16 protein-coding genes and 2 pseudogenes are annotated in these 14050 nt (G+C 43.4%); all 18 read left to right on the plus strand.

Translation table 11 applies throughout. From position 1 onward, the window contains the following. A pseudogene (locus tag AYJ55_RS32290) lies at positions 1–272 on the plus strand (hypothetical protein); the annotation flags it as partial. A gap of 799 nt (positions 273–1071) precedes the next feature. Continuing rightward, positions 1072–1350, plus strand: coding sequence for a hypothetical protein (locus tag AYJ55_RS23795; protein WP_063657620.1), 279 nt, complete (start codon positions 1072–1074; stop codon positions 1348–1350). Positions 1351–1494: 144 nt separating this feature from the next. After that, complete coding sequence (locus AYJ55_RS23800) at positions 1495–2649, plus strand: hypothetical protein (protein ID WP_187153333.1); 1155 nt, start codon at positions 1495–1497, stop codon at positions 2647–2649. A gap of 105 nt (positions 2650–2754) precedes the next feature. Beyond that, positions 2755–3390: an ATP-binding protein gene (locus AYJ55_RS23805; RefSeq protein WP_162505763.1), complete on the plus strand. Its 636-nt coding sequence runs from the start codon at positions 2755–2757 to the stop codon at positions 3388–3390. Between the two features lie 88 nt (positions 3391–3478). Continuing rightward, positions 3479–3715 carry a phage holin family protein gene (locus AYJ55_RS23810; RefSeq protein ID WP_245677456.1) on the plus strand — a complete coding sequence of 79 codons (237 nt, stop codon included), beginning with the start codon at positions 3479–3481 and terminating at the stop codon, positions 3713–3715. Next, positions 3675–4160 (plus strand): lysozyme, encoded by a 486-nt coding sequence (locus AYJ55_RS23815; protein ID WP_063657599.1) that lies wholly within the window; start codon positions 3675–3677, stop codon positions 4158–4160. The genes AYJ55_RS23810 and AYJ55_RS23815 overlap by 41 nt, the downstream gene beginning before the upstream one ends. Next, complete coding sequence (locus AYJ55_RS23820) at positions 4127–4576, plus strand: lysis protein (protein ID WP_063657600.1); 450 nt, start codon at positions 4127–4129, stop codon at positions 4574–4576. Before AYJ55_RS23815 ends, AYJ55_RS23820 begins: the two co-directional genes overlap by 34 nt. Positions 4577–4746: 170 nt before the next feature. After that, on the plus strand, positions 4747–5319 hold the full coding sequence (locus AYJ55_RS23825; RefSeq protein ID WP_063657676.1) for a hypothetical protein: 573 nt from the start codon (positions 4747–4749) through the stop codon (positions 5317–5319). Continuing rightward, positions 5316–5513 carry a hypothetical protein gene (locus AYJ55_RS23830; RefSeq protein WP_063657645.1) on the plus strand — a complete coding sequence of 66 codons (198 nt, stop codon included), beginning with the start codon at positions 5316–5318 and terminating at the stop codon, positions 5511–5513. Before AYJ55_RS23825 ends, AYJ55_RS23830 begins: the two co-directional genes overlap by 4 nt. 6 nt (positions 5514–5519) lie before the next feature. Beyond that, on the plus strand, positions 5520–6512 hold the full coding sequence (locus tag AYJ55_RS23835) for a tyrosine-type recombinase/integrase (protein WP_063657707.1): 993 nt from the start codon (positions 5520–5522) through the stop codon (positions 6510–6512). Between the two features lie 260 nt (positions 6513–6772). Next, entirely contained in the window at positions 6773–7372 is a 600-nt protein-coding gene (locus tag AYJ55_RS23840) for a hypothetical protein (RefSeq protein WP_063657649.1), read from the plus strand. A gap of 162 nt (positions 7373–7534) precedes the next feature. Beyond that, positions 7535–9142 carry a terminase large subunit gene (locus tag AYJ55_RS23845; RefSeq protein WP_063657829.1) on the plus strand — a complete coding sequence of 536 codons (1608 nt, stop codon included), beginning with the start codon at positions 7535–7537 and terminating at the stop codon, positions 9140–9142. A gap of 251 nt (positions 9143–9393) precedes the next feature. Then, positions 9394–10556 (plus strand): annotated as a pseudogene (locus AYJ55_RS34195) (phage portal protein). Beyond that, positions 10522–10788, plus strand: a complete 267-nt coding sequence (locus AYJ55_RS31350) for a hypothetical protein (protein ID WP_187153375.1) — start codon at positions 10522–10524, stop codon at positions 10786–10788. Before AYJ55_RS34195 ends, AYJ55_RS31350 begins: the two are co-directional and overlap by 35 nt. A gap of 16 nt (positions 10789–10804) precedes the next feature. After that, positions 10805–11308 (plus strand): phage head morphogenesis protein, encoded by a 504-nt coding sequence (locus AYJ55_RS23860; protein WP_245677534.1) that lies wholly within the window; start codon positions 10805–10807, stop codon positions 11306–11308. A 31-nt stretch (positions 11309–11339) separates the two neighbouring features. Continuing rightward, on the plus strand, positions 11340–12413 hold the full coding sequence (locus AYJ55_RS23865) for a DUF2213 domain-containing protein (RefSeq protein WP_063653484.1): 1074 nt from the start codon (positions 11340–11342) through the stop codon (positions 12411–12413). Continuing rightward, positions 12410–12898, plus strand: coding sequence for a structural cement protein Gp24 (locus AYJ55_RS23870; RefSeq protein ID WP_162505799.1), 489 nt, complete (start codon positions 12410–12412; stop codon positions 12896–12898). Before AYJ55_RS23865 ends, AYJ55_RS23870 begins: the two co-directional genes overlap by 4 nt. 63 nt (positions 12899–12961) lie before the next feature. Beyond that, the gene (locus tag AYJ55_RS23875) at positions 12962–13930 is read left to right on the plus strand and encodes a major capsid family protein (RefSeq protein ID WP_245677562.1); all 969 of its coding nucleotides are present in this window, start codon (positions 12962–12964) and stop codon (positions 13928–13930) included. Positions 13931–14050: the final 120 nt, after the last annotated feature.

Here is a 14050-nt window from a genome sequence, read left to right on the forward strand (position 1 = left end):
TATTATGGCCGGCACACTTCCTACGCCATTTTCTATGGTTGGGCTGGATGGGGGAGCCGAAAGGCTCGCCGTTCACTTTGTCCGGTAGTACTAACCCCATTCAGTCTGCCACCCGATCTCAATTCCAAATCTGGCGCCTAGATTTTTGTTTCTCTTGTTTGGATGAGGGAATGCTGATGTACGAGTACGTTTTAGATATTACAAATAAAAATAACCGGATTTTTATAATGAAAAACCCCGAGAAAATGGGCTTTTGCAAACAGATTTCATAGGCCAGTTGGCCAACACTAGGGAACTACAATAATAACTATATTTGTTTTTTTATTTTTCTGATTTCCAGACACGAGTTGGAAATCAAGTAAACACCCAAAGGGAATATGTAGCAACAACGGAGCATATTCCCTTTTTTATAAACAATAAGAATTGTTCTGATATTTCTAGTTCTTTTCGCTCGAAAACAAGGGGAATTTATCATGATTCAAGCTAACAAATACAGAAAACCTTTCGGCGGTTACAAGCAGGTATGTCCGTTTTTCACAACGACGAAATCTTGAAAATCGTGAAATTGAAAAGCGAAGAATTCACCGAAAAAGGGCTGATTTACCACTTTGATGTTGAAGGTGGAAATGGAAGTTTGATAGGCGAAAGCAGGAGCAAAAATATACGCAACAAAAAATTGCTAAATTATCGCTGAAAAATTCAATCATCCAACCTTAAAAATACGATTATTTTTAATCGTAACTTATTGATTTTGATCAGTTTATTTTTTATTTAAGTTATTGAATTTGATCAACTATTTGACAAATTTAATTTTAGACTTACAATTGTAAAATCTATTTTTAGCTGTCTTTTGCACAGCATTTGCTCTTTATACAATTTGGGGTTTTCCTCTCTGCGAGTCGCAGAGGACAGAATGCCGTTTTTGTGTGTTCTGTTTTGGTGTTTTTTATTCAATAACACGGTTATCCACATTCATTCGATTTGTGGAAATCGTATTTAACTCTTCGTTTTTACGGGGGTTGTTATCATCTGAAATTCAGAAACATCAAAATATAGCGCTCAGGAGGGAAAATGCCCCAAGAAATTATTTTTAAAGAAAGTAAGAGTAATGCAAAAATCAGGCGAGAAATCAGGAAAATTGAATTTCTTGCCAAGAAAGACGCTGAACGTGAATTTAATCAAGAACTCAAAAAAGCGTTTTGGCGACACGAAAATCCACGCCAGCAATTACAGAATTTTCAACGACAGATTGTGGTTTATGCCAATCTGTTTATGAATTACCGCAAAAAACAACAAAAACAAAAAATCATCGAACAAAGAGCGCGCATTGACGCCTATTTTTATAATTAAAAATTATTTTTCTTCAAATCTACTTTAACCCCCCCAGGGAAATCACACGTTTTTTCATATGATGATTTTCTCATTTTTATATGAAATCGTTCTCAAAAATTCAATAACGGGAGTGATTGAGTGAAAAGTGCCGCTACATTACGATTGATAGGTAATCCACATGCGTATTATCCAAATTTAGCCAAACCGCTTGGTGGATTAACCGCAGCAATTCTTTTTTCCCAAATATTTTACTGGCAGGACAAAGCTAATTCTGAATTAGGAGTTTACAAAACTCGAGATGATCTTGAAGAAGAAACCGGATTGACACATGACGAACAACGAACAGCAATAAAAAAATTAGTCGCAATTGGAGTTTTACTCGTTACAGAAAAACGGCTTGAACATAAAACATATTACAAAATTGATGAAGGTAAGCTTAATGAAATTCTGGATAATTTCGCCAACTCAAAAAAGGGAGTTTCGCGAGATGGAGAAAATGGAGCTCCCGAAGTAGACATTGTCGAGTTCGGGGAATCGACATTATCGAGTTCGTTTGATCAAGAGATTACTACAAAGATTACAGAAATATATAAACCATCCCTAACCCTTCCTTCTCAAAATTTTGACTTGAAGCTAATTTTGGCGGATTCGCTGCGTGGTGAATTTCAGGAGTTTGTCGACAAGTCTGCCGATGAGCTACATCGAGCCGTTGAGCAAAAAATTATCGGACTTGGTTTCGAGTGCAACAGGGAGTTTCGAGTACAGGAACGGGGTGATTGTCGTTCTGGCAGAGTTGATTTGCTGGTGAGTGACAAGCACGGCAACCAATGTGGCATTGAAATCGACGCAAGCTCTCCCAGAGAAAAATCTTTCGCTAAACTAGCCTGTCTGAAATCAGGGATAATCTTACTGCGGAAATCTTCCACAGCAGAAGACTATCTGCAAGATGGTGTTTTGGTAGTTGCGGGAGGTATTTCGCTACCCAAAACTAAGATCATCACGAAAAAATCTGAACTGAATTTGTCCCTGTTTGAGCAGAAACCCAGTGAATCAGTTTGGGATGATTATCTTCAACACCGCAAAAACAAAAAAGCGCCACTGACACAAACCGCCCTGAACCGACTGGCGACAGCAGTCAACGAAGCCAATGAACTAGGATATTCCACCGATAACGTGCTGGCTGAATGCATGCTTAGAAACTGGCAAGGCTTTGAGGTTTCGTGGATTGAGCAAAAAAAATATCAGCGAAATAGTCTCATCAACGAGATCACAACACGCCCAAGTAATCCCGAAGGTTTTGTGGTGATTAACGGTTAATCTGTTTTTTGCGAAAAAACTATGAATATTATTCAACGATTGCAAAAAATCATGCCGCCCAATATCAAGCCAATTGCCTGTAGCTGGGAAGAACATTTGGCAAGAATGCAAAAAATATCCGAAGAAGCCAGTTTGCAAGACGCTATTTTTCGCAAGCAACGCCGGATAGAAAACTTGTTTGGGCGCTCGGGTATCGCCCCGTTGCATGCACATTGCCGATTTGAAAATTATCGCGTTTTCAACGCCGGTCAGAAAAATGCGTTGAACCAATCCGTCGCCTTTGCAAAGAATTTTGGAGTGGGATTTGGCGGATTTGTTTTTAGCGGTGGATGCGGAACAGGCAAAAATCATCTTGCAGCAGCGATAGGGCATTATCTCATGAGCAAAGGGCGATCCGTATTGTGTATTACCATTGCGGATTTGATGATGCGTTTTCGAGCAACCTACGAAAAAAATACGACATTGACAGAACAACAATTGCTAGATGAACTTTGCAAAGTTGATTTGTTGATCTTGGACGAAATCGGTATTCAGTATCAGCATAGCGAGAATACGAAGATTATTGTAAATCAGATGGTTGATAAGCGGACTTCACACAAAAAACCGCTTGGCATGCTCACGAACTTGAACAGTGAACAAATTCGGCAATTTTTGGGCGATAGAGTCATCGATAGAATGATGATGAGCAATGGGCTTTGGTTAAATTTCAATTGGTCAAGCTACCGCCGTAAAATTCAATAACGAAAAAAAGTTTTAAATCACTGAGTTTCACTACTCAAATCCAATCAATTCAAAGCAATGGAACCCTCAACAACGAGGGTATATGCGCATGTCTGAAAAATACTCAACACCTGCCGCCTATCTGTGGGGCATCATGACCACCCTCGGGGGAGTCATGACAACGATTTTTGATTTTTTTACCCTTGAGCAGTGGGTAGCTGTGATGGGTATTGTCTGCACGATAGGGACATTTTTTATCAACGTGTACTACCGCAAAAAGGAGTACAGACTCAAGGAACGTCAGTATGAAGATACCGAAAAAAATATTGATGGCAACGGGCGGTAGTGCGTTGTTTTTAGCCTCAACGATGATAACGCATTTTGAAGGATTAAAATTTAAACCTTACTTCGATGGAGGTGGTGTACTCTCTGTTTGTTATGGTCATACAGGCAAGGATATTGTGCGTAACCGGATGTACACGCAAGAAGACTGCGATAAGTGGCTTAATGACGATTTAAAAGCCGTTAAACGTTATGTTGACCCGTTGATTAAGGTCAATATCAACACGCTAACACAGGCAGCCCTTTACTCATTTGCTTATAACGTGGGCGTGGGTAATTTTGCCAAATCGACCTTGCTCAAAAAGCTCAACAACAATGACCGAAAAGGGGCATGTGATGAGATGAAGCGGTGGGTTTATGTGAAAGGCGAAGTCTGGAAAGGGCTAATTACCCGTCGGGAAATTGAGAGCGTAATATGTTATGGCGACCTTACTCATTTATCGGAGTGATTATTGCAGGGTTAATTCTCTCACTTATTTTTATCAACTCCCGTTATCAAACCATCAGGCAAAACTACCAAACATTAAAACAGCAATATCGCGCACAAATTGAAGCCGTGAAATTACAGCAGCAAAAGATTGATTCTTTGCACCAACTCGATATTCAACACACGGAGAAATTAAATAATGCCAAAGCTGAAATTGCTAAGCTCAATGATGCTGTTCGTGCTGGCACTAAGCAGTTGCACGTCAATGCCGTGTGTCCAATACCCAAAACCGCTACCACCCAGAGCCGACATAATGAAGCCACCCCACAACTTAGTAAGGCAGCTCGAGAAGATTATTTCCGTCTCAGAGCGATGATAGCTGAGAACGAAAAGCAGACGGAATATCTACAGCAGTACATCAAAACACAGTGTCACTGAATCGGTCATTGGCACGTTCAAATCTTAACAATCTCAGCGCCACGCACGCGCATCAATAAAACACAGAACCTTATAGAAAGTCGAGCCTGAAGAACGCCGTTTAAAATGGTGCTTTTCTGTGGGCGGCTGTTCTGTGCGCGCAGGTTCGATTTTCTATAAGGAAAAGTACGATGAAATTAGTAACAACTAAAAATGACAATTTTTTAGTAACAGAAATGCCAACAATGACCAGTCTGGAAATGGTGGACTATATTAATGCGGAGCGGAAATCAAAAGCGGAAGCAGAGAGATTAACGTTTCCTTGCAAAAAATATCGCAAGTTACAGCACAATAATTTTATGGCAAAAGTACCCAAAGTTCTTGGAGAAACATCTGCTAAATTTTTAGCTGATGATATTTTCACCACTGGAAACGGTGCCCAGTCTATTCGAAAAATTTACCGATTTCCAAAACGTGAAGCCTGTCTAATGGCAATGAGTTACAGCTATGAGTTACAGGCTAAAATCTATGACTACATGACGGAGTTGGAAGAAAATAAAGGATTAGCTTTTACTATTGAGCAATTACAAAATATTGTTGCTACAGCCAGAAAAGAGTCTGATAAAGACTCTTCGGATGCTGGTCGTCGATTACGTAAGCGTCAAGATGATTTACCCATTCTTAAAAAAGCTGAAAAAACAGTAATGGAGTTATCTCAAATCCCCCTTGATTTAATTGGTGGAAGCATGAGGTTAGAAGGATGACTCCTGAGCAATTCATCGAAGCCAATGTTAAGGCCGAGTTAATCAAGCTGGGCTTTTCTACCTCTGTCGCCAGCTTAGCCACCCGTGAAGCCATCCGCTATTATCGCAAACAGCCAGCTAGTAGAAGAGGCAAGATGATAGAAGATTGTCTTAATCAAGCAAAAATTGTGGCCAGGTTAACAACAAAGCGATAATCGCAAATGAGTTCAATTAAACAAGTCAAAACTCGCCATGATAGCGAGGGTTTTCGTGTGCATTACGAAAATCCAGCAGGACGATTTCATAAAAGCTTTAAAACGCGGGAAGCTGCTTGCCATTTTCTTTTTCTGAGCGAATCTGAGCGATTTTTGGCGATGATGGCAAAAGAAAAAGAGCAATGCCGAGATTGGCATCTTCGCAAGTTGATTCAGTTTTATGTGGGGAAAAAGGTCTTTCAGTGTGAAACGGGGCATTTACGGCAAAGTTCGCTCGATACGATTAAACATGCCTTGTTTTCGATTGACGAAACGTTGCAAGCAAAAATGGCGTTGAATATTCGCCCGAGTGAATTTAACGGTTTACCGGAAAATACGCTTAAACATCTGCATTCTGCCTATTTGCTGCTGAAAGCAATGCGAAATGTTGGTGTCAGTCCAATTCCAAAATTGAAAAGAAAAGGGGAAAAGCCTATTTTCATTCCGGCGTTTGAGAATGTGGATAGGATGATTGAAGAAGCGCCCGTCAGAGAAAAGATTGCCTTCATCTTGGCATCGGTGATTGGGCTTCGGATAAGCGAAATATTGGCATTGGATTATAGCGATATTCAAGGGGAATATTTGAATATCTCAAAACATGTAACACGAAACGGTGTTATTGAAGGCTTAAAAGCTGACGTTCAGCGATTGTTACCGATGCCAAAAGGGTTATTGTCGCTATTGGATAAAAACAAGTTTGGGTTACATGAACCATTAATTGTCAGTCAATCAGTGAAAAGACTGTCGTTAAATTACAGTACGACAGGAATTGTTAAGGAATTACTGGAAAAATTCAGGATTGGGAAATTTCATAACTTACGGCATTTTGCAGCGGTACGTCTTATCAAAAAACGGAATGATATTCATGTTATTTCTAAAATGCTGGGTCATAAAAACATTGAGACCACCTCAAATATTTACGGTCGATTTTCAGGGTCAATTTTTGAGTTAAATTTTTAACATTTGCGTTCATTTTTTAATCATTAAGGTAAATGGGGTTAAAACCTTAATTGCTTTACATCAAAGGGATTCAGGTAAAAAATTACAGAATAGCCAAAAACGCATAATTCCGCAGTCATACTTCCGCATTTTGAAAAATTGGAAAACCTAATAATAACAACGCATGAAGAGGGATTTTTTTCGCATACTTCCGCAAAATAAGTCCGCACCCAAAATGGCTAATTTTACGAATGTTGCACAAAGGTTAAAAAGAGGTTGTCATGTCAGGGAAAGCTAAATATAAAAAAGCGTATATTGATGACGTGATCAACCTGTCTTTGGTGAAAGGCAAAGTATCAAATCATTTCATTGCAAAATGGCTGCATGTGGATGAAAAAACGATTAGAAATTGGCGAAAGGATTATTACGAATTTGATCATGCTTTTCATCATGCGGCCGACATTTTGAAAAAAGAGCTAGCAGAAACAGCAAGGCAAAACACCAAAATCCGAAAACGCAAAATTATTAAAACCACGGCAGACGGCGAAACGACAACGATAGAAGAAGTATTGCCTAGTCACAATGATATTGCCGTTTACAAAAAGATGGGGATCAATGAAGTCTTCTTTAACGATGAAAAGCATCAACAAAAAGAATACTTAAGATCGATACTCGAGCGAAAAAAATCAGCCGAAATCACTTCACTAGAGGCCGCGCAATTTTTAGAGATAGAAGGCATTCCTATACCAACTACCTTATTACTGGAAATTAAGCAATTGCAAGGTAGCCCTATACCAGAAGATATACTACCGCAAAATGCAATTACTCGAGAAATGACTTTAGAAGAGGCCGCAGAAGCGTACCAAAAACTGATGGGGTAAAGGGTTAAAATCGCTTACTTATTTATGTTATAAATGATATTAAATTTAAATATTTATTTAATATCAATTGATTATATGAGTTTAACCCCATTTTTTGTATTTTTATGTACACGTTTATGTGCAAAATATTTTTTTGAGTCGCTTTTTTCCGGACAAATTCCTATGCCGTTACCTTTTCCTTTTGACTTTAAAAAACCAGATTATTTTAAGGTATTTGAGTGGCGCGATGAGCGTCTACAACGGTTACGCCAGCAGCCGGAAAGTTTTAAACGATTAACCCGATTTTATAAGGATAATCCCGCGCAGTTTATTATTGACTGGGGCATGACGACAGACCCACGAAATGTCGATTACGGGTTACCGGTGACTATTCCTTTTTTGCTGTTCCCGAAACAGGAAGCATGGATTGACTGGATAATGACACGCTGGAAAGGACGTGAAAACGGTATTACCGAAAAAAGCCGCGAAATGGGCTTAAGCTGGACGTCAATTGCACTCGCATGCGCTTTATGTCTCTTTAATAAAGAGATGGTAATTGGCTTTGGCTCCCGCAAAGAAGAGTATGTTGACAGCACCGGTGACCCGAAAGCGTTGTTCTGGAAAGCCCGTAAGTTTATTGAAACTTTACCGCAAGAGTTTCGGGGAGGCTGGGTAGCGAAAAAACACGCGCCTTATATGCGGGTCAATTTTCCAAACACCGGCGCCATTATCAAGGGTGAAGCGGGGGACAATATTGGACGGGGTGACCGGACGACACTCTATTTCGTCGACGAAGCCGCCTTTTTGCCTCGTCCGCTATTGATTGATGCTGCCCTATCGCAAACTACCCGCTGCCGCATTGACTTAAGTTCGGTTAATGGGATGGACAATCCTTTTGCCCAAAAACGCCACAGTGGACGTATTCCGGTGTTTACCTTTCACTGGCGCAATGACCCCCGTAAAGATGAACAATGGTACGAAAAAGAGTGCCTGAAAATCGATAATCCGGTCATTGTGGCGCAGGAACTGGATTTGAACTATCAGGCGTCTGTTGAAGGTATCTTAATTCCCGCCGAATGGGTACAGGCGGCCATTGATGCCCATATCAAACTGGGGTTTTTGACAACGGGGGCTAAACGACTCGGTTTTGACGTTGCAGATGAGGGCGATGACAGCAACGCCCTCACGTTTGTACACGGATCGGTTGTCACGGATTGCCAGCAGTGGAGTAAAGGCGACGTGATCAGCTCAGCAAACCGAGTCAAAAACTATGCTGAGGAAGTCCATGCCGATGAAATCATCTATGACTCCATCGGGGTAGGGGCAGGGGTGAAAGCGCATCTACGACGGACATGTCATATCACCGCAACCGGATTCAACGCGGGTGGGGCTGTCTTTAAACCTGACGCAAAATATGTGGCGGGAAAAACCAATAAAGATATGTTCGCGAATATTAAGGCGCAAGCCTGGTGGGGCGTCCGAGACCGTTTTTTTAATACCTGGCGGTGTATCATGCATTTGGAAAAATATCCGGATGACAAACGTTTCATCAATCAATTTACCGATGGCCTGTTAATCAGTCTCAGTTCAGGCATAAAAGAACTTGACGTACTGAAAGCTGAATTATCCCGTCCTCGGGTGGATTACGACAACAATGGACGGGTGAAAGTCGAGAGCAAAAAAGACATGAAAAAACGGGGCATCGCTTCACCCAACATGGCCGATTCATTAATTATGGCTTTTTCCCCCGTTCCTAAACCGTTTCACATTCCCGACGAGGCATTTTTCTAATGAACAAAAGAAACAGGAAAAAGGACGTTAAGCCTGAAAGGAAAAAGCTATTTTCCATCTCTGATATCGATATGTATCCGGTCAGTGAGCAGCCAGTCTACGAATTCAAACCCTATGCCCCTCCCGCAGGCGTGATACCCGAAGCAAAGAGAGCGGACGCGCTGGCGAATGATGCCACCCCGTATGAAACCCTGAATGCATTCGGGAGTGATTGTTTGTATGGTGGGTTTCAGGGATACCCGATGTTGGCCATGAAAGCGCAGCAATCCGAGTACGCCAATGTTGCCGCGATTTTTGCTGACGAGGTTACGCGCAATTGGTTAACCGTAAAATCCTCATCCGATGATGAGGACCTCGTTAATGAGGTGGAAGGGGTAATCGTGAAATATCGCCTTCAGGATATGATCCATCAGGCCGTTTTGCATGATTGTCTGTTCGGCATAGCGCATATCTATATTGACATGGGCGCCGATGAGAATGAAATGCGCAATCCGCTCTTTAAAGACAGAGCAAAAGTGGGCGATAAATTTCGCGGTTTTCGTATTATTGAGCCTATTTGGATGTATCCGGCGATGTATAACACGCTCAGACCGTGGGAGCCGGATTTTTATCAGCCTTCATCGTGGTTTGTTATGGGGCAGACCATCCACGCCTCCCGATTTATTGACCTAGTGACGCGTCCGGTATCACAGATACTGAAACCTGCCTATAACTTTGGGGGCTTATCACTGATCCAGCTAATGGAGCCTTATGTCAAGGCGTGGGAAACTATCCGCGATGAGATACCCAAAATTGTCAAGGCTTTTACGCTGGCGGGTCTAAAAACTGATATGGAAAAACGGATGGAAAATCCAGGCGAATTCAAACGCCGCATCGATATCATGACCAACTACCGAAACAATCGCGGGTACTGGCGCTAGATACGGAGGAAGAGTTTTTTCAGATCAATACACCGATGACGGATCTTGAGAAAATCGCCTCAAACTATCAGGAACAACTGTGTATTCCCTCACGGATGCCGGTGATTAAGCTGCTTGGCAATGCGCCCGCGGGACTGAATGCAAACGGGCAGGGTGAAATCGATGTCTGGCACGAAACCATCTCCGGTATTCAGGAACGCAATATTCGCCCCATGATACAGCAAATGCTGGATTACCTGTTTATAGCGGAATTTGGGCAGCTATTACCCGAAATTACGTTCACCTTTAACCCACTCGATGAGCTAACCGAGAAGGAAATGTCGGAGATAAATCTCAATAACGCTTCAATGCTGGCTAATTTAGCAACGAGTTCATGTATTTCGACGATGGATGTCGCTCAATGGCTTATCAATAATCCGAAGAGTGGTTTTGCTTTCATGAACGGGCAGGAAAACGAAGATGAAACAGACGAAAAAGAAGGAGAAAACACTTAAACCTTCACTCCCCAATGCAGGGATACAGCTTTGGTATCAGCGTGAATTACGTCGCCAGATTACCAGGATGCATAAAAACGTCACCGCCAAAATTTTAACTTCCTTTTCAAAAATTCTCTTGCTTACGACGCCAGCCCGCCTCAATGATAAGGAATACGCTCCGCGCGCTTTCTGCCCGCTGGGTAAAGAAATTCACTGCCTTATCCGACGATCTGGCAAAAACCTTCGTTAACCGAGCAGCCGGTAATGTGGATGTGCCCCTTAAAAAGCAGCTGGTCGATAAGGGGTTTGCGATTGATTTCAAAATGACGCGCGACATGCACAATGCGGTGACAGCGATTGTGGCGGAGAACGTGTCATTAATTAAATCCATCCCCCAACGCTATTTCACTAACGTTGAATCCGTGGTTCTCCAGTCTGTTTCGCGGGGAGGTGATTTAGCTCAGCTTAAAAAAACATTGGGACAACAGTTTGGCGTAACTGCCAGAAGGGCGGAATTGATTGCCCGTGACCAGAACCGAAAAGCGAATTCTGCCTTGGCGGCAGTGAGACAGCATGCGCTGGGGATAACTGAGGGGATTTGGCGACATACCGGCGCAGGGCAACACCCAAGGCCTGATCATGTAAAAGCCACGGGCAAGAAATTTTCGCTCCGTAAAGGCTGCCTGATTAGCGGTGAATACATCCTGCCAGGTGAAAAAATCAATTGTGGGTGTATTTGGGAACCGGTTTTACCCACTTTCGAGGATTGACAACGTGCAAGTGACAAAAGACGGTCTCGCGATGGATGCCAAATCTGCGCGGGAAGTGGACAAATTTGGCAAAATGTATGTCCGTGATAACCGGATAAGCAAAGCGAACATTAGCGGTTATTACGGCGTTGAAATACCTGGCTATGAAAAGTTGGGTCTGGAATCCAGAAAAATATATCAGCTTTATCGCCCCCCGCAAGAGCTGGAAAAAGCCATGCCGACGTTTAACGGTATCCCCGTTCTGATGGGGCATCCTGCCGAGAACAATACGAAACCCATCACCGATCTCGCGGTGGGTGCCGTGATGAATGATATCCGTTTTGAATTTCCCTATCTCATCGCTTCGATTTCTATTTGGGATGAAGCAGCAAAAGCGGGTATTGAAACCGATATCCAGCGCGAATTATCGCCCTCCTACAGCTACGTACCGGATATGACGCAGGGCAGCGTTGATGGAGAGGCCTATGATGGCGTGATGCGCAATATTCACGCCTACCACCTGGCGATTGTTCCTGATGGCAGGACGGGGCCAGATGTTCTAGTCAACGACGCAAAACCAGAGGATTTAAAAAAAATGGCAGACGAAAAGAAAACCGATGATGAAATGATCGCAGGACTGAAAGAGCGCCTGCCAAATGCCAGTGACGAAGATATTCATACGGTGGCAGAGTATATCAATGGACTGACCTCAAAAGCGAATGACGAGGAGACAAAAGAAGATCCGTCGGATGATAAACAGGATAACGAAAGCGAGGAGGATAAAGAAAAAAGGACGAATGACGATAATGATGAGGATAAAAAAACCGCTAACGATGCGGCTATCCTGATCCAACAGGCAGAGAACAAAATTCGGCGTGAATTTGCAGCGCTTCGTGCGGCAGAACGTTTGTGTTCACCGCTGATTGGTGAAGTGGCCTGTGACTCTGCCGAACAAGTCTACCGATTAACCCTCAGTCAAAATGGTATCGACACAAAAGGGGTTCATCCCTCAGCGCTCCCGAAAATGGTGGAGATGCTCAAAAACACAGGCAATCAAGGTAAACCTCAAGTCGCCTTTGACTCAAGTGCAGTGTCCCGTGTTGACCAGTTTTTAGGAGCAAAATGATGGCCTTTCAGAACAATGTAGCGCTTTATCAGGCACCGGGTCGGGAAGGTGATTTTGCCTCCTGTAATGATGCTTTTGCGGTGGTGCCACCATTAGGCGGCTGTTTCCGTGCCGGCTCTACCGGTACCGTGATGGCCCGTTTCGCCTGGCGTGATGACAGTAAACCTAGCCTGGTCAACAACAGCGGTACCGGCGAAATCCTGGGATTTGTCCGCAATGAGCGAACCGCCCTTGTGAACTGGGATGAAAAAAACAGTATGACCATCCCGCAGGGACAACAGGTCTCCGTCTACAAAACGGGCGACTTTTGGGCCAAGTCAGCAACGGCAACCACTATCGGCCAAAAAGTTTATGCGAAACTGGCGGATGGCACGATTGAAACGGCTAACGCAGGGACGACGAAAGACGGATTTATCGAAACCCCTTTTAAAGTGATGACCGCCGCCGCGGTGGGTGAAATTTTTATCATGTCAAGCTGGAGCTAATACGATGGCGCAATTAACACACAATGATTCCACGCACTCATGAAACGGGCTAAAGAAGGGGGGGTGACGTTACCTGCTTCAGTCAATCGTTTGTATCTGGCCAATGATGCCCAGCCGTTACCCTCCACTTTGACCAATGGTGGTATTCCTGCCATCGTCGCGGGGGGTATCGATCCGAACGTTATCAGAACGGTATTTGCCCCAACCCGTGCCACGGAAATTTACGGCGAGCGCACAATCGGATTGTGGCAACACGATTTCTGGGAAATTCCCCGCGCTGAATACAGTGGTCATATCTCCTCCTATGGCGATTATAACGAAAACGGGGCAAACCAGGTTAACCTGCAATTTGAACCCATCCGCCAATATCGTTTTCAGACGATGATCACCTATGGCGATTTAGAATCGGCGCGCATGGGACTGGCGATGATCAACTATGCTGCTGAAAAACAGATGGCGGCCGCCAACACGATTAACCAGGATTACAACCGGTTTGCCTTTTTTGGGGTTGAAGGCGTTAACTACGGCGCATTAAATAACCCTCAGCTTCCCACGCCGATCACACCAACCAAGGTGAGTGGTAAAACGAAATGGGAAGATAAATCCATCCAGCAGCGTTACAACGATATTTTGGCACTCTACAGTGACCTGGTAGGACGAACGAATGGGGTGGTCGGTGACGGTGTCGATATGGCTTCCTCCCTGACGCTGGTATTGTCAAACAAAGCCTCTGTGTATCTCAAATCGTCTAATGAAATCATGGCCACCTCGCTTGAGGACTTGATCAAAAAAGCGTTCCCCAATCTACGCATTGAAACGGCTCCACAATTGAGTACCGATGCCGGTGAGTTAATACAGATGTTCGTGCGCAGCTATCAGGGACAGCCTGTTTGCTATGTGGCGAATTCGCAAAAATATCGGGCATTTCCGCTTCTTCAGCAACACTCAAGCTGGTCGCAGAAAGTGGCGGCCAGTACGTATGGCACGGTGATCACACAACCCATGCTTTTTGCTCAAATGTTGGGGATATGATTATGGGAAAAATTATTGTCGGCTGTAAACTCCCCCATGGACTGAAAGCCACCGTGAAGAATGAGACTATTGAATTGAAAGGGGCTAACGCTTGCGCCATTTATGGCGGTTTTGGCATAA

The organism is Candidatus Arsenophonus triatominarum (assembly GCF_001640365.1).
Classification (GTDB): Bacteria; Pseudomonadota; Gammaproteobacteria; order Enterobacterales; family Enterobacteriaceae; genus Arsenophonus; species Arsenophonus triatominarum.